The organism is Xenorhabdus eapokensis (genome assembly GCF_001908105.1).
In genome coordinates, this window is the sequence record NZ_MKGQ01000019.1 from 43229 (window position 1) to 59354 (window position 16126).

The 16126-nt window shown below is 39.8% G+C and carries 15 protein-coding genes and 1 pseudogene; 13 read left to right on the forward strand and 3 right to left on the reverse strand.

What is annotated here, in order from left to right; translation table 11 throughout:
* Positions 1 to 99: 99 nt before the first annotated feature.
* A pseudogene (locus Xedl_RS37510) lies at positions 100 to 168 on the reverse strand (phosphatidate cytidylyltransferase); the annotation flags it as partial.
* Between the two features lie 244 nt (positions 169 to 412).
* Here Xedl_RS37510 and rfaL point away from each other — a divergent pair.
* Positions 413 to 1651, forward strand: coding sequence for an O-antigen ligase RfaL (gene rfaL, locus Xedl_RS13005; protein WP_074024296.1), 1239 nt, complete (start codon positions 413 to 415; stop codon positions 1649 to 1651).
* A gap of 55 nt (positions 1652 to 1706) precedes the next feature.
* On the opposite strand, the gene Xedl_RS13010 is transcribed toward rfaL, so the two are convergent.
* Both Xedl_RS13010 and Xedl_RS13015 read right to left on the reverse strand, forming a co-directional pair.
* The gene (locus Xedl_RS13010) at positions 1707 to 2846 is read right to left on the reverse strand and encodes a glycosyltransferase (protein ID WP_158024372.1); all 1140 of its coding nucleotides are present in this window, start codon (positions 2844 to 2846) and stop codon (positions 1707 to 1709) included.
* A gap of 177 nt (positions 2847 to 3023) precedes the next feature.
* The gene (locus Xedl_RS13015; RefSeq protein WP_074024262.1) at positions 3024 to 3524 is read right to left on the reverse strand and encodes a Spy/CpxP family protein refolding chaperone; all 501 of its coding nucleotides are present in this window, start codon (positions 3522 to 3524) and stop codon (positions 3024 to 3026) included.
* Between the two features lie 152 nt (positions 3525 to 3676).
* On the opposite strand from Xedl_RS13015, the gene cpxR reads away from it, so the two are divergent.
* The 12 genes from cpxR to Xedl_RS13075 all read left to right on the forward strand — a co-directional run bounded on the left by cpxR (position 3677) and on the right by Xedl_RS13075 (position 16059).
* Positions 3677 to 4369, forward strand: coding sequence for an envelope stress response regulator transcription factor CpxR (gene cpxR / locus Xedl_RS13020; protein ID WP_074024264.1), 693 nt, complete (start codon positions 3677 to 3679; stop codon positions 4367 to 4369).
* Complete coding sequence (cpxA, locus tag Xedl_RS13025; protein ID WP_074024266.1) at positions 4366 to 5742, forward strand: envelope stress sensor histidine kinase CpxA; 1377 nt, start codon at positions 4366 to 4368, stop codon at positions 5740 to 5742. The genes cpxR and cpxA overlap by 4 nt, the downstream gene beginning before the upstream one ends.
* Before the next feature lie 309 nt (positions 5743 to 6051).
* Entirely contained in the window at positions 6052 to 7146 is a 1095-nt protein-coding gene (gene rfbB / locus Xedl_RS13030; RefSeq protein WP_074024268.1) for a dTDP-glucose 4,6-dehydratase, read from the forward strand.
* Positions 7146 to 8036 (forward strand): dTDP-4-dehydrorhamnose reductase, encoded by an 891-nt coding sequence (gene rfbD / locus Xedl_RS13035; protein ID WP_074024269.1) that lies wholly within the window; start codon positions 7146 to 7148, stop codon positions 8034 to 8036. Before rfbB ends, rfbD begins: the two co-directional genes overlap by 1 nt.
* Before the next feature lie 47 nt (positions 8037 to 8083).
* Positions 8084 to 8968 carry a glucose-1-phosphate thymidylyltransferase RfbA gene (gene rfbA / locus Xedl_RS13040; RefSeq protein ID WP_074024271.1) on the forward strand — a complete coding sequence of 295 codons (885 nt, stop codon included), beginning with the start codon at positions 8084 to 8086 and terminating at the stop codon, positions 8966 to 8968.
* Between the two features lie 51 nt (positions 8969 to 9019).
* Positions 9020 to 9568 carry a dTDP-4-dehydrorhamnose 3,5-epimerase gene (gene rfbC, locus Xedl_RS13045; RefSeq protein WP_074024273.1) on the forward strand — a complete coding sequence of 183 codons (549 nt, stop codon included), beginning with the start codon at positions 9020 to 9022 and terminating at the stop codon, positions 9566 to 9568.
* A gap of 2 nt (positions 9569 to 9570) precedes the next feature.
* Positions 9571 to 10548 (forward strand): FAD-binding oxidoreductase, encoded by a 978-nt coding sequence (locus Xedl_RS13050; protein ID WP_074024276.1) that lies wholly within the window; start codon positions 9571 to 9573, stop codon positions 10546 to 10548.
* 11 nt (positions 10549 to 10559) lie between these two features.
* Entirely contained in the window at positions 10560 to 11333 is a 774-nt protein-coding gene (rfbF, locus tag Xedl_RS13055) for a glucose-1-phosphate cytidylyltransferase (protein WP_074024277.1), read from the forward strand.
* 5 nt (positions 11334 to 11338) lie between these two features.
* Entirely contained in the window at positions 11339 to 12412 is a 1074-nt protein-coding gene (rfbG, locus tag Xedl_RS13060; RefSeq protein WP_074024298.1) for a CDP-glucose 4,6-dehydratase, read from the forward strand.
* A gap of 139 nt (positions 12413 to 12551) precedes the next feature.
* Positions 12552 to 13865: a lipopolysaccharide biosynthesis protein RfbH gene (gene rfbH, locus Xedl_RS13065; RefSeq protein ID WP_074024279.1), complete on the forward strand. Its 1314-nt coding sequence runs from the start codon at positions 12552 to 12554 to the stop codon at positions 13863 to 13865.
* Positions 13866 to 13895: 30 nt separating this feature from the next.
* Positions 13896 to 14753: an NAD-dependent epimerase/dehydratase family protein gene (locus Xedl_RS13070; protein ID WP_074024281.1), complete on the forward strand. Its 858-nt coding sequence runs from the start codon at positions 13896 to 13898 to the stop codon at positions 14751 to 14753.
* A gap of 40 nt (positions 14754 to 14793) precedes the next feature.
* Positions 14794 to 16059: a protoporphyrinogen/coproporphyrinogen oxidase gene (locus tag Xedl_RS13075; protein WP_158024374.1), complete on the forward strand. Its 1266-nt coding sequence runs from the start codon at positions 14794 to 14796 to the stop codon at positions 16057 to 16059.
* Positions 16060 to 16126: the final 67 nt, after the last annotated feature.

Below are 16126 nucleotides of genomic sequence, written 5' to 3' on the forward strand. Positions count from 1 at the left end.
CCAGTCAAAGAAATAAACTCAAAAAAGCAGGCTGGAGTGATGATTATCGTGCACAAGTGTTCTTTGGATAGATATCAACCAAAGTATGCTCGCGCCCTGGATTCTATCCAACATCCCACCATGACCTGCAATTATTCCGCCAAAGTCCTTCACTCCGCTGTCTCGTTTATTTTGATCCCTTTTATATGAAGTAGTAATGGCAAGGTTTTTTAAACAACGAAGTAATAGAGCGTAAGATAATCAAGATTGGTTAAGATAACAACAGGTTAGGAAATAAAGGGGAATTAGTTGATAAAATTCAAAAACTGCCAGAACTTACACCACGTTATAACATCGTATTTTTATTCGTGCCTGTATTATGAAAATGGTACAAAATACCAGCCAGAAATTCATTTTCCATTCTGGTAAGGTCATGTTTAAAGAAACCGTTAAAAACCACTTATCTTGGGGTACTTTTTTCGTCGGTGGTTACATCGCGCTTGTCTATGTAACTGGTATCACGCGTTATAAAAACTTATTTTTTGCATTGATAGCATTAACCGCACTCTATTTTCTTATTAAAAACCCCAAAGGATGCCTCTCTGCGTTGAAGAATAATATCGTACTGGCTCTGGGCATATTCACTTTGGCCTATCTCTATTCGATTATTATTTCACCTGATCCCAAACTCAGTTTCAGTGAAATAAAAACACCTTTTTTCAGGGATGTCGTTCTCTCCAGTATCATCATCACATTAGCATTAAGTCATACAGATACACTTAAAATCCAGAAAATGATTATTGGGTCATTTTTGCTTGGATTATTATTCATTACACTGAAAGAAATGTACCTGTTTTATCTGGATTATCAGAACAATATTATGCCATTCACTGACTATAACCACCGTAGTGTGTCAGATGGTATTGTTTTCTTCTTTCCAGCATTAGTAGCCCTTTGGCATTTGCAAAAAACCCAAAATTATGTTCGTTTGACACTGACAATTTTATTTATCTTATCCGTACTCTTTGTATTGCTGGGAACGCTTTCCAGAGGGGCTTGGCTTGCCGTTTTTGTAATGTTTTTCATGACGATAACCATGAACAAAAACTGGAAGACTTTCATTGCCAGTGTTGTTTTCATCTGTGCCACCATATTTGTGATCAAATCTGATTACCTTAGTAAGCAGTCGACTCTAACCTATAAATTGGAGCAAACAGATAGCAGTCACCGATATAGTAATGGCACACAAGGTTCAGCCCTTACCTTAATTCTAGAACATCCTCTCAAAGGCTATGGTGCTGGCAACAAGATCTATGACCAAATTTATAATGAGAGCGCCCAAAATTATCCTGGTTGGATATATCAAACTTCCCTGGGTCCTCATAATATTTTCCTGACAATTTGGTTTTCTGCTGGAATATTGGGGATAGGTGCCTTTTTATTTTTAATCTTCTCTTATCTGAAACAATCAGCTCAGGAATGGAACACAAGCATCGGCTACAATAAGCAAGCTGGATTAATCTTACTTATCTCTTTCTTTGGATATTTTATTGTCAGAGGGAACTTTGAAAGTGTTCATTTGAACATTTTGGGTATCTACCTTGGCTTACTGACGGCATTATGCCAGCAAAGATGGCATGAAAGCAGACTGAAAATCGGAAAAGAAGATTAACTATTCTGAGGGCTATTCAATCTTTCTGGATAGCCCAAGATGAATCTAATAATAGTTAAAACCACTCAGCTAACGCTTTTGACAAAGATACACTGACATTACTCCAATCGTATTGGCTGATTGCCGTTTCTTTAGCATGTTCAGCCACAACGTTTAAATTATCGCTCAGCAGAGTATCCGAAATATCTTTGGCAATGCTTTCTGAGGACAAGGGTTCTTGCAGTAAAAATCCCGTATTTTCAGGGATCACGAACTCTTTTATTCCTCCTCTGGGGCTGACCAAAACAGGTATGCCACATGCCATTGATTCCAAGGCAACCATACAAAAGGCCTCTTCTCCTAATGAAGGAACAACCGTTAAATCAGCAAGTGGATATATTTGGTGCATATCTGCCGGAGGTATACTCCCTGCCAGAATACAGCTATCAGCCGTTTTTGCGGCTTTATCCAACACTTTTTTCCGATAAACTTCTCGTTCACCTTTTTTAACCGTTGCATGATCTCCAATCAAAAGCAGCTTGATATTTTGATCTTTTTTGTGCAGCAAATTGACTGCATCAATGAGTTCAATGACACCCTTGCCCTTATCTAATCGGCCAGCATACAAGATGACAGTTTCGTCATTTTTTAGGCCGAAATGTTCTCTTTTCCAGCTAACTTCCTGCTTATACAGCGCCTTATCGATACCATTTGGTACTATTTTGATATTCTTAATTTTTGCTTCAAATTGAAAAAAATCAGCTAAAAAATGACTAGGAGTAATGAGCTTTGTTTCAGGCCCTAAATCAACAACTTTATGTTTATTATGCAGATGAAGTACCATCAGTTTTTCTGGATAAAACTGCTTCACAGCGTTATAAAGCGAAACAGAATTCTGAATGATCAGAATCGGTTTCTCACCATCCGGGCTTTGATAACGCATCACAATATCTATCACCCTTTTGGCATAAGGGTAAGGATCTAAGCGAGACCATTTTCTAAAAAAACGTTTATATATTCTACTGGTATGTATTCTATGAATAGTGGCATATTCACTGATTTTTTCTACAGTTTTCTCTGTTCTTTCCCCTTTACAAATAACCAAATTATTAGCCTGAGTGATTTTGGCTACGTTATAGATCCACCACTCTACTGCGGCTGCATAGTTTGGAGGAATAGAATGAAATTCAGGAGCAACAAAAACAAATTTTTTCATGAGAAAACAATCAGTAGAAATCATCATCGGATTAGATAAAAAAAGACTCGTTTATGCAAGTAAACTCATCGACAAAAAAAAGCCCCTCAAGGGGGCTGAAAGACAGGGATGGTGTCTATGGCAAGGAAAATCGTTGTTGATGCTACTATGTAGCAAAAAAGTAGCAAAAAAATCAGTTCACTTTTCGAGCTTCACATTCATTTGTTTTAGACGATTTTTTAATAGCTCTTTCTGCTCCGGTGTTAACAATTGATAAATCTGATTATTAATCCGCGCAATTTCTACACCTAGAGCGACATTCTTTTCAGCTATTTTTTCAAGCTGCGAGCGAACCTCAACTTCATCAAAATCTTCTACAGCCAAAAGCGCATTCAACTTCCGATGTTCAGCACGCATATCAATCAACGGCTGCTCATACTGATGCTGCTCTTTGACTAAATTCCACATCTGCTCGCGTTGTTGTTCAGTTAACGCGACTCCACCGAAGATATAACTATAGTTATATTGACTGTCTCGGTGATGATTAAAATTCCTCTTATAACCATATGGCATACAATATGGGTATGCGACGGAAGAACTAACCTCAGGAATATGATCCGTATCAGCAGTTTTAGCTAAAGCCCTTGTTGTTCCGAGAACAATCATTGACGCTAAAGCCAATATTGCTATGTTACGCATTAAATTTCCTCGCTTTCTCGAACAGCAGCATTCGATTCAGTGTGGATAACTATAACCCTGCGGCTGCAAACTAGCGTCAGAGCATGTAAAAGAACGTAAAGTCATGGAATAGCGAAGTTTGTTATCGTATTTTGCTCTTGGAGGAAGAATTAATGCATAAAATCTTATTAGTTGATGATGACCGCGAGCTGACATCGCTATTAAAAGAATTGCTCGAAATGGAAGGATTCAATGTTGTCATCGCCTACGATGGTGAACAGGCTTTACAATATATCGATTCTTCAATTGACCTATTATTGCTGGACATCATGATGCCGCGCAAAAACGGCATTGAGACGTTGAAAGAGCTACGGCAATACCACCAGACCCCTGTTATCATGTTAACGGCTCGTGGTAGCGATTTAGACCGTGTTTTGGGATTAGAATTGGGAGCAGATGACTATCTTCCCAAACCGTTTAACGATCGCGAACTGGTCGCCCGCATACGTGCCATTTTACGCCGTTCCAACTGGAGTGAACAACAGGCTGATACTGGAACACCTATACTGGAAATCGATAAACTACAACTCAACTCAGGACGTCAGGAAGCCAGTTTTGATGGTACGATTTTGGATCTCACGGGTACAGAGTTCACCCTGCTTTATTTATTAGCGCAACATTTGGGACAAGTCGTTTCCCGTGAACATTTAAGTCAGGAAGTATTGGGAAAACGATTAACGCCTTTTGATCGCGCTATTGATATGCATATTTCGAATCTACGCCGCAAATTACCAAACAGAACGGATGAACTACCCTGGTTTAAGACGTTACGCGGCCGTGGATACTTAATGGTCTCCGCAAAATGATCAACAGCTTGACAGCCCGTATATTCGCAATTTTTTGGTTCACGCTGGCACTTGTCCTGATGATAGCCTTAATGGCTCCTAAACTGGACTCACGGCAGTTAACACCGCTTTTAGATAGTGAATATCAATCGGGGGAAAAACTGGCAAAACAAGTAGAAGAAGAATTGATGCACGATTTAGGGAATGACCTATTCTGGTGGTTACGTCTGGATCGTGCTATTGCCTTGTGGACTCCCCCTGGTCAACGCCTGATTCTCGTCTCCGGTGACGGGCTGATTAGTGACATTAATACCCCTTCTCACCAACAACAAGTTATTCGCAACTTTATCGGCCAATCCGATAACGCAGATCACCCCAAAAAGAAAAAATATGGCCGTTCGGAAATACTCGGCCCCTTTTCTGTCCGCGATGGAGAAGACCATTATCACCTCTACATCATTAGGCCAGCGGGCAGCCCACAATCAGATTTTATTAATTTGATGTTTGACCGGCCATTTTTACTGCCCGCGGCGACTATGTTAATCAGCGCCCCATTACTCTTATGGCTGTCATGGAGTCTGGCGAAACCCGCTCGTAAGCTCAAAAACGCAGCCGACGACGTCGCGAAAGGAAACTTACGGCAACACCCTGAACTGGAATCTGGTCCGCAAGAATTTTTAGCAACCGGCAGCAGTTTCAACCAGATGATTAGTGCACTGGAAAGGATGGTCACCGCTCAACAGCGACTGATTTCCGATATCTCCCATGAACTGCGCACGCCGCTTACCCGTTTACAACTGGCGACTGCTTTGCTACGCCGTCGTCACGGTGAAAGCAAAGAGCTGGCACGCATCGAAACAGAAACCCAACGTCTGGATGGCATGATTAATGACCTGCTAGTACTTTCCCGCAATCAACATAAGAACGAGTTACTGCGCGAGAATATCAAAGCCCACGATATATGGGCTGACATTCTGGAGAATGCAAAATTCGAAGCTGAGCAGATGAGCAAAATGCTGGATATCGTTTCACCTCCTGGAAACTGGATAATTTACTGCAACCCAGCCGTACTTGGCAGCGCACTGGAAAACATCGTCCGCAATGCACTTCGTTACTCCAGCAACCATATTGCCGTTGCATTTAAGGCAGATAGCCAAGGCGTAACGATTAGTGTTGATGATGATGGCCCAGGAGTCAACCCAGAAGACCGCGAACATATCTTCCGCCCGTTTTATCGAACGGATGAAGCAAGGGATAGAGAATCTGGCGGAACTGGATTGGGGTTGGCAATAGTTGAAACGGCAGTGAGCCAGCATAGAGGTTGGGTGAAAGCAGAAGATAGCTCATTGGGGGGATTACGGCTGGTGATTTGGTTGCCATTGCATGGAAGATAAACAGCAGCTTTCATTTTGAAATTTAGTTAGTTACAAACTGTAACAATTAAAGAAAAAAAGCTATTATACTTGACCTCAAAGCGTCGAGAGACTAATCTCGTCGCTGCTTAACACAAATCGTTAGTATGTTAGTTTTTGTTAAGCAGGAAATTCCTTTTATATTAACTGGATAAGTCAAATTGTCACATATGACAGGCACTCTGGGAGCCGTAACCTAGTGCGGTAGCTTTAGTTACTTATAACAATTTATATTTCATAAGCTTCCTTTCCAATTTCCATCAATCCTAAGATCAACTAAAAATCTCAAAAATGAAAATTCTGGTTACTGGTGGGGCAGGTTTTATTGGCTCTGCATTAATTCGATATATTATCAACCACACTAATGATAGCGTTATTAATGTCGATAAGCTTACTTATGCAGGCAATTTAGAGTCACTCAAAGAAATTGACTGTAATCCACGTTATTCCTTTGAAAAAGCAGATATTTGTGATCGCAACAGGCTAGATAATATATTAGAACAATACCAGCCAGATGCTATTATGCACTTAGCTGCCGAAAGCCACGTAGACCGCTCAATCAGTGGCCCTAGTGATTTTATTGAGACCAATATTATTGGTACTTACACTCTTCTTGAGGCTACTAGAAACTATTGGCAACAGCTATCCGAGGATAAAAAAAACAAATTTATTTTTCATCATATTTCAACTGATGAAGTATATGGTGATTTACCTCATCCCGATCAATTCCCAGATACAAATAGTACTACCCTTCCTTTATTTACCGAAAAAACAGCCTATGCGCCAAGTAGCCCATATTCAGCATCAAAAGCATCTAGTGATCATTTAGTCAGGGCATGGCACAGAACCTACGGGCTACCAACTATAGTAACTAATTGCTCTAACAATTACGGTCCTTATCACTTTCCAGAGAAATTAATTCCTCTTGTTATCTTGAATGCATTAGAAGGGAAACCTTTACCTATTTATGGGAAAGGAGACCAAATCCGAGATTGGTTATATGTCGAAGATCATGCTAGAGCTCTCTACAAAGTAGTTACTATGGGAAAAGTAGGTGAAACCTACAATATTGGCGGTCATAACGAAAAGAAAAACATTGAGGTAGTACATACCATTTGCAAACTCCTTGATGAACTCAAACCAAAATCTCAAGGCTCCTATCAAGATCAGATTACATATGTAACGGATCGCCCCGGCCATGACCGTCGTTATGCTATTAGTGCCAGCAAAATTAGCCGTGATTTAGGCTGGCAGCCACAAGAAACCTTTGAAGAAGGTATTCGTAAAACCATACATTGGTATTTAGATAATCAGGCTTGGGTTCAAAATGTGAAAAGTGGTACTTACCAGTCTTGGGTTAGCCAACAGTATGGAGAAAACAAATAATGCATATTCTCTTGTTTGGTAAAAATGGGCAGGTAGGATGGGAGTTGCAACGTGCATTGGCACCTTTGGGAAAAGTTACAGCACTCGACTTCACTTCGAATGATTACTGCGGCGATTTCAGCAATCCAGAGGGAGTTGCAAAAACGATCCGGTTACTCAAGCCTGATGTAATCGTAAACGCAGCTGCACATACCGCAGTGGACAAAGCAGAATCAGAGAGAAAACTCGCTGAGTTATTAAATGCTCACAGTGTAGAAGCTATCGCCAAAGAAGCCCAAAAAATAGGAGCTTGGTTAGTACATTACTCCACTGATTATGTATTTGATGGTAGTGGAGAGAAGCCTTGGCGTGAAGATAATATTCCTACACCCCTCAATGTTTATGGAGAGACTAAACTAGCTGGTGAAATTGCAATACAAACCCATTGTGAAAAACATCTTATCTTCCGCACTAGTTGGGTGTATGCAGCTCGTGGCGCTAACTTTGCTAAGACAATGTTAAAACTAGGCAAAGAACGAGAAACACTCTCCATCATCAATGATCAGTTCGGAGCACCAACAGGAGCTGAATTACTAGCTGACTGCACAGCCCATGCAATTCGAATAACGCAACTAAAACCAGAATTAGCTGGACTCTATCATTTAATTGCTTCAGGTGAGACTACATGGTTCAAATATGCTCAGTACGTGTTTGAATATGCAAAAAAAACTGGCTCTGAACTAGCTGTCAAAGAAATTAAACCCGTACCAGCTTCTGCATTTCCTACCCCAGCCCAACGTCCACACAATTCTCGGCTCAATACCAACAAATTTCAAAAATCTTTTGATCTAGTGCTTCCCGATTGGAAAATAGGAGTGGATCGCATGCTAGCCGAAATTCTGGAACAATAAGTTAGGGCTCCGCTTGATTCTCATTTTACAATAGTAAATTAAACAACATGATAACACGTAAAGGTATTATTCTGGCAGGAGGATCTGGTACTCGTCTTTATCCTGTCACCATGTCGGTAAGTAAACAATTACTCCCTATCTATGATAAGCCCATGATCTACTACCCTTTAAGCACACTAATGCTAGCTGGAATTAGAGACATTCTTATTATCAGTACACCTCAGGATACTTCCCGATTTGAGCAATTACTGGGGAATGGTTCTCAATGGGGACTCAATCTTCAATACAAAGTACAACCAAGTCCCGATGGCCTAGCTCAAGCTTTTATCCTTGCTGAGGAGTTTATTGGTGAAGACAACTGTGCTCTTATATTGGGAGATAATATTTTCTATGGCCATGACTTGCAAAAGCAGCTGGAACAGGCTGCTGAAAAAACCGATGGAGCAACAGTCTTTGCCTACCACGTGCATGATCCTGAACGTTATGGTGTAGTAGAGTTTAATGCAGAAGGAAAAGCCATCTCTCTGGAAGAAAAACCGCTGAAACCTAAGAGTAACTATGCAGTTACCGGACTCTATTTCTATGACAATCGTGTGGTAGAAATGGCTAAAAGTCTCACCCCTTCCAAACGTGGTGAGCTTGAAATCACCGATATTAACCGTCTCTACCTTGAACAAAACGAATTATTGGTAGCTATGATGGGACGTGGCTATGCTTGGCTAGATACGGGTACTCACCAAAGCTTAATAGAAGCAAGTAACTTTATCCAAACTATCGAGATACGTCAGGGACTAAAAGTTGCCTGTCCTGAAGAAATTGCCTATCGCAAAAAGTTTATTAATACCTCTCAGCTCAAAAAACTAGCTACTCCACTGGCTAAGAATGATTATGGTCAATATCTGCTAAAAATGGTGGAAAGAGATCATCAATAAATTATCAATAGGTAAAATTCTTTCCAGTCCTTATATCTAGAGAGCTACCCGATGAATGTAATTAAAACAGCCATACCTGATGTATTGATATTCGAACCTAAAATATTTGGAGACGAACGCGGTTTTTTCTTCGAAAGTTTCAATCAGAAAATCTTTGAAGAAGCTGTTGGTCGTTCTGTAACATTCGTTCAAGATAACCACTCTAAATCCAGTAAAGGTGTATTACGTGGGCTTCATTATCAATTAGCTCCATACGCTCAAGGGAAGCTGGTACGCTGTATTGCTGGTGAAGTTTTTGACGTGGCTGTCGATATTCGCAAAAACTCGTCCACATTTGGTCAATGGGTTGGTGTTCATTTAAGTGCAGACAATAAACGCCATTTTTGGATACCTGAAGGATTTGCACATGGTTTCTTAACCTTAACTAACACAGCAGAATTTTTGTATAAAACAACGAATTATTATGCACCACAATATGAAAGCAGCATAATGTGGAATGATGAAAAGCTTGCGATTGAATGGCCTTTAGAAATAACTCCTCAATTTTCAGCCAAAGATCAAGCTGCTCCTGCATTTAAAAACGCACAATGTTTTGAGTGAATATGACCACAACAGTTAAATTATCCCCTTCTGAAATTACATTCAGCACTATAAAAAATAAGACAATTCTTGAAGCTGCTCTAGAATCTGGCATAGTGCTAGAACATAGCTGCAAGAATGGTTCGTGTGGTATGTGTGAATCATTTTTACTTGCTGGTGAAGTCTCCGATGAACAAGACCATGTATATCAGGCTGGCGAACGTTTTTTAACTTGTCAATGTAAACCCAGCTCTGATGAGATTGTCATAGAAGCTGAATATTACCCAGAACTTACTAAGTTAACGAAAAAAATTGTTCCCTGTAAAGTTAGCTCAATCAATATGGTAGCAGATGAATATATAGTCATTAAATTCAGGCTTCCCCCCACTGCATCTTTTGCATTCTTACCTGGTCAATACATCAATCTACATTATCAGGGGGTAATACGTAGCTACTCCATCGCTAACACTAATGTTCAAGATGGAATTGAATTACATATTCGCCGAGTCAACAATGGGGCCATGAGTAGTCTCTTATTTAATGGTTTAGCTATAAATGCCTTAATGAGACTAGAAGGGCCAATGGGTACTTTCTTTGTTAGAGACGACGTACGCCCTATTATTTTTCTTGCTGGTGGTACTGGGTTTGCTCCAATTAAATCTATGGTTGAAAAACTTATCCAACAAGATTCCAAACGTGATATTCACATCTATTGGGGAATGAACAATGGGTCTGATTTCTACTCAAACCTCCCAGTAAAATGGGCTAATGAATATGAAAATATACATTATGTTCCTGTCGTATCTAGCGAAAATCCCCAATGGTCAGGAAGAAAGGGATTCGTACATAAAGCAGTAATAGAGGATTTTCACTGCCTCTCAGCATTTGCTGTGTATGCTTGTGGCTCCCCAATGATGATCGAAGCTGCAAAAACTGATTTTGTAAAAAAAGGATTGTCTGGGAAGCACTTCTTCTCCGATGCATTTACCGTATCTAAATAAATGAGGAAATAATGAAGGCTGTAATTCTTGCCGGTGGGCTGGGTACTCGTCTAAGCGAAGAAACTATCGTAAAACCGAAACCAATGGTAGAAATTGGTGGCAAGCCTATCTTGTGGCATATCATGAAAATGTATTCTGCTCATGGCATCAATGACTTTATTATCTGCTGTGGTTACAAGGGATATGTTATCAAAGAGTATTTTGCCAACTATTTCCTACATATGTCTGATGTCACCTTCCATATGGCAGAAAATCGAATGGAAGTTCACGAGAAACGAGCAGAGCCTTGGAATGTAACTCTAGTTGATACCGGTGATGCTTCTATGACTGGTGGACGTCTAAAACGAGTAGCAGAATATGTAAAAAACGATGATGCTTTTCTGTTTACTTATGGTGATGGTATTGCCGACGTGGATATCCAAAGTACTATAGATTTTCATCGTAGTCACGGTAAACTAGCTACCCTTACCGCAACCTTCCCTCCAGGACGATTTGGAGCACTCGATATCCAAAATAAACAAATCCGTTCTTTCAAAGAAAAGCCAAAAGGCGATGGAGCCATGATTAATGGCGGCTTCTTTGTACTCAATCCTAAGGTAATTGATCTCATTGATAACGATTCCACTACCTGGGAACAGGAACCTTTGGTGACCTTGGCAGAACAAGGGGAATTGATGGCATATGAACATACCGGATTCTGGCAACCTATGGATACTCTACGCGATAAACATTATCTCGAAGAGTTATGGATAAAAGAACAAGCCCCCTGGAAAATTTGGGAGTAAGCACTGTGATTGATGTGAACTTCTGGAGCGGAAAGCGTGTTTTCCTCACTGGCCACACTGGTTTTAAAGGGGGATGGCTTTCCTTGTGGCTTGAAGAAATGGGTGCGACTGTTCGCGGTTATTCACTGCCAGCCCCAACTGAACCCAGTCTATTTGAAACAGCAAGCGTTTATAAGGGATTGTTCTCTGAAGAGGGAGATATCCGCGATTTTTTCCACCTACGTGAAGCCATAGCAGACTTCAAACCTGAAATCGTCTTTCATATGGCTGCTCAACCTCTAGTAAGGCTTTCCTACGATAACCCAGTTGAAACCTATTCCACCAATGTTATGGGGACTGTTTATCTACTAGAAGCCATTAAACAAATTGGAGGGGTTAAAGCAGTTGTAAATATTACCAGTGATAAATGCTACGAAAACAAAGAATGGGTTTGGGGATATAGAGAAAATGAAGCTATGGGCGGCTATGATCCTTACTCCAATAGCAAAGGATGCGCAGAACTAGTGGCTTCAGCCTATCGCAGCTCTTTCTTTAATCCCAAAGATTATGCACACCATGGCGTTGCTTTGGCGTCGGTACGTGCTGGTAATGTTATTGGTGGAGGTGATTGGGCTAAAGATCGACTGCTCCCAGATATCCTACGTTTCTTCCAGAATAACGAACCTGTAATAATTCGTAACCCACATTCTATTCGCCCATGGCAACATGTATTAGAACCACTTTCCGGCTACCTGCTACTAGCTCAGCACCTTTATAAAGATGGATGCACTTTTGCTGAGGGATGGAACTTTGGTCCCAATGACAATGATGCAAAATCTGTCCAATTTATAGTTGAAACCATGGTTCAACTATGGGGAGAAAGTGCAACTTGGCAACTCGATTGTGCAGCTCACCCACATGAAGCCCATTATCTCAAACTAGACTGTTCCAAAGCTAAAATGAGATTGAATTGGCATCCACGCTGGAATTTAGTCAATACACTAGAACGTATCGTCAACTGGCATAAGGCATGGCTGTCAGGTGAAAATATGCGTGAAGTTTCACTGCGCGAAATACGCAATTATATGGCAGCACAATAAAATAACTCTGTTACGATTATTATCCTAATAGTTTTAAAAGTACAGATATATGACTTTTAATGCCCCTAATCGTAACGCATCTTCCCTTTTATATTGCCCGCCAAACAAGTAATACAATCTATTGACAGGAAATGAATTAATGAGTGCTCAAGCATTACGTGAACAAATCTCCTCACTGGTAGCCCAGTATGCAGAAGAAGCAATGGCACCTAAACCTTTTGTAGCAGGTACTAGCGTCGTACCACCTTCTGGTAAGGTAATCGGCGCTCGAGAATTGCAACTAATGGTTGAAGCTTCACTAGATGGCTGGCTAACTACGGGGCGTTTCAATGATGCCTTTGAGAAAAAGCTAGGTGAGTATATTGGTGTACCTCACGTATTAACCACAACATCAGGTTCATCTGCTAACCTATTAGCATTAACTGCCCTAACCTCTCACAAACTGGGAGAACGAGCACTGAAACCAGGTGATGAAGTCATCACTGTAGCGGCTGGTTTTCCAACAACTGTTAACCCATCTATCCAAAACGGCCTTATTCCTGTCTTTGTCGATGTAGATATCCCAACTTACAACATTGATCCGACACTGATTGAAGCAGCAGTTACTGACAAAACTAAAGCTATTATGGTTGCTCATACTTTGGGTAACCCATTTAATTTGGCTAAAGTACGCCGTATCGCTGACAAATACAACTTATGGCTTATTGAAGACTGCTGTGATGCGCTGGGCACCCGCTACGATGGCAAAATGGTGGGAACATTTGGTGATATTGGCACTGTTAGCTTCTACCCTGCTCACCATATTACCATGGGCGAAGGTGGTGCTGTGTTCACCAAATCAGCTAAACTAAAAACGATCATTGAATCTTTCCGAGACTGGGGCCGTGATTGCTACTGTGCGCCAGGTTGCGATAATACCTGTGGCAAGCGCTTTGGTCAGCAACTGGGTTCATTGCCTCATGGTTATGATCACAAGTACACCTATTCCCATCTCGGCTACAACTTGAAGATCACCGATATGCAGGCTGCCTGTGGTTTAGCACAATTGGAACGCGTTAAGGAATTTGTTGAACTGCGTAAGGCTAACTTTACCTATCTGAAAGCAGGTCTGGCAAACTGTGTTGAATTCCTTGAATTGCCGGAAGCAACCGGAAATTCAGAGCCTTCCTGGTTTGGCTTCCCTATTACACTAAAAGAAACCAGCGGTATTAATCGTGTTGAGCTGCTCAAATTCTTGGATGAAGCTAAAATTGGCACACGTTTATTGTTTGCCGGAAATTTGACTCGTCAACCTTATTTTGCTAATCACAAGTATCGTGTAGTTGGTGAGTTGACTAATACCGACCGTATCATGCATCAAACTTTCTGGATTGGTATTTATCCAGGTTTGACTAAAGATCACTTGGATTATGTTATTTCCAAGTTTGAAGAGTTTTTTGGGGTTAATTTTTAAATTGAGGCGGGGGGATTCCCCCGTTTGTTCATGCGTATATTAATCACTGGAATTAGTGGCTATTTAGGTAGTCAACTGGCTAATACCCTTATTTCCGAGCACGAAGTGGCAGGCACTATTCGAAAAAACTCTTCTCTGATTCGGCTCTCATGTGTTGGTTCAATACAGTTCATCAATCTCGATGATGAAAAATGGTGTGATAACATCCAGAGTTTTAGTCCTGATATTATCATTAACACAGCGGCACTTTATGGCCGTAAAAATGAGTCGTTACAAGATATTATTAATGCAAATATCACATTCCCGATAACTTTGCTCGAGTGCCTAGGAAAGGAAAAAACATATACGTTCATTAATTGTGGAACATCTCTTCCCACTGAAGTGAGTGCATATGCATTGACAAAAAATCAATTCGTTGATTTAGCAAAATATTTAACCTCTACAGGTTTATGTAAATTCATCGATGCCCGGCTAGAACATTTTTTCGGTCCATTTGATGATATTACCAAGTTTACCACTTATGTTTTTCACCAATGTATACATAATCTTCCTCTTAAACTGACAGCAGGGACTCAGTTGCGAGATTTTATCTATATCAAAGATTTGGTAGGTGCTTTTCAGGTTCTGATATCTAATTATGATAAAATTAATAATGGACAGAGATTAGATATAGGCTCTGGTTCAGCGATTCCAATAAGAACATTTGTAGAGACTGTTGCGACCATAACACACAGCAATTCTATCATTGAATTCGGGGCATTACCTGTGCGTGATAATGAAATTATGTTTAGTTGCGCAAATATAACACTATTAAAAAGACTTGGTTGGTTTTCGAATTACTCTTTAACTGATGGGATACGTGAAACACTAAAAAATATTAATAGTTAATATATGTTAATCTTATATTTCCATTAGATAGGAGCTGAAATTGAACATAGTTGTTTTAGGTGCTGGAGTTGCAGGTATATCAGCAACATATCACTTATCTCGGAATAAATTTAAAGTAACTTGCTATGAGTCATCTAATATAGCAGGAGGACTGTTAGCACCTTTTTTTGTAGGTGATTTTAGATTTGATCATGCAGTCCATCTTTCATTCACAAAAGATAAATATGTACGTTCTTTATTTGACAATGTAAAATATTACAAACACAAACCAGACCCATATTGTTATGAAAATGAGACATGGCTGAGACACCCTGTACAAAATAATTTATTTCCATTGCCAACGGAAGAGAAAGTTGAACTCATCTCGTCTTTTTGTAAAGCACCTAAGAATTACAATGACAACTATCAGTCATGGCTTATTAGTCAATATGGGCAAAAGATTGCAGAACGTTATCCAATTAAGTATACACAGAAATATTGGTCAATTGACGCAGATAAATTGTCCTTAACGTGGATCGGCAATCGCCTCAGGAAAGCTAATCTAGCTGAAATATTATATGGAGCTCTTGAGCCAAGATATGATAATCACTATTATGCTGATGAAATGAGATATCCAACAGAAGGCGGTTATTTTTCCTTTATAAAACCAATGGTAACTGAATGTGACATCCATCTCGATAAAAAAGCTATTGAATTAGATCTTATTAGTAAAAAAGTTAAATTTCATGATGGTGATATAGTTGCATATGATAATATAATCAGTGCAATACCATTACCTGAATTAGTAGGTATTATTAACGATGTCCCAGAGGATGTCAAAAAGGCCGCAGAAAGCCTTCTTTATACAAAAGTTGATTTACTTTCAATTGGTTTCTCTAGAGAGATAAATAATAAATATTTATGGTTTTACATCTACGACGATTGTGTTGCTGCCAGAGCATATTCACCTAGTTTGAAATCACCGGATGCTGTGCCTAAAGGTTGTAGCTCTCTTCAATTTGAAGTATACACCCTTTCAACCAAGTCAAATCCAGATATTTCGATACTAATTGAAAACATTAGAAATTATCTAATAAAAAGCAAAATCTGTAATGAATCAGACATTTTATTTATAGATCACCGTCAACTGAAATATGGAAATGTTGTTTATGACCATGGCATGGAGGAACGCAGGCAGTTCGTTTTAGATTTTTTAAAAGAAAATAATATCGAAACGTGTGGAAGATTTGGTGAATGGTCTTACCTCTGGAGTGATCAGGCGTTGTTAAGCGGAAAAGATGCTGCAAATAGAATAATTAATAGATAGTTAAATTGATTTTTTGATAGTTGTTATATTTTATCAAGAAATAAGTTAATATATAATAATTTTAACT

Bases quoted from the DNA above. Each gene is read 5' to 3' on its own strand.
- rfaL (WP_074024296.1), top strand. From the start codon at position 413: ATGTTTAAAGAAACCGTTAAAAACCACTTATCTTGGGGTACTTTTTTC.
- Xedl_RS13010 (WP_158024372.1), bottom strand. From the start codon at position 2,846: ATGAAAAAATTTGTTTTTGTTGCTCCTGAATTTCATTCTATTCCTCCA.
- Xedl_RS13015 (WP_074024262.1), bottom strand. From the start codon at position 3,524: ATGCGTAACATAGCAATATTGGCTTTAGCGTCAATGATTGTTCTCGGA.
- cpxR (WP_074024264.1), top strand. From the start codon at position 3,677: ATGCATAAAATCTTATTAGTTGATGATGACCGCGAGCTGACATCGCTA.
- cpxA (WP_074024266.1), top strand. From the start codon at position 4,366: ATGATCAACAGCTTGACAGCCCGTATATTCGCAATTTTTTGGTTCACG.
- rfbB (WP_074024268.1), top strand. From the start codon at position 6,052: ATGAAAATTCTGGTTACTGGTGGGGCAGGTTTTATTGGCTCTGCATTA.
- rfbD (WP_074024269.1), top strand. From the start codon at position 7,146: ATGCATATTCTCTTGTTTGGTAAAAATGGGCAGGTAGGATGGGAGTTG.
- rfbA (WP_074024271.1), top strand. From the start codon at position 8,084: ATGATAACACGTAAAGGTATTATTCTGGCAGGAGGATCTGGTACTCGT.
- rfbC (WP_074024273.1), top strand. From the start codon at position 9,020: ATGAATGTAATTAAAACAGCCATACCTGATGTATTGATATTCGAACCT.
- Xedl_RS13050 (WP_074024276.1), top strand. From the start codon at position 9,571: ATGACCACAACAGTTAAATTATCCCCTTCTGAAATTACATTCAGCACT.
- rfbF (WP_074024277.1), top strand. From the start codon at position 10,560: ATGAAGGCTGTAATTCTTGCCGGTGGGCTGGGTACTCGTCTAAGCGAA.
- rfbH (WP_074024279.1), top strand. From the start codon at position 12,552: ATGAGTGCTCAAGCATTACGTGAACAAATCTCCTCACTGGTAGCCCAG.
- Xedl_RS13070 (WP_074024281.1), top strand. From the start codon at position 13,896: ATGCGTATATTAATCACTGGAATTAGTGGCTATTTAGGTAGTCAACTG.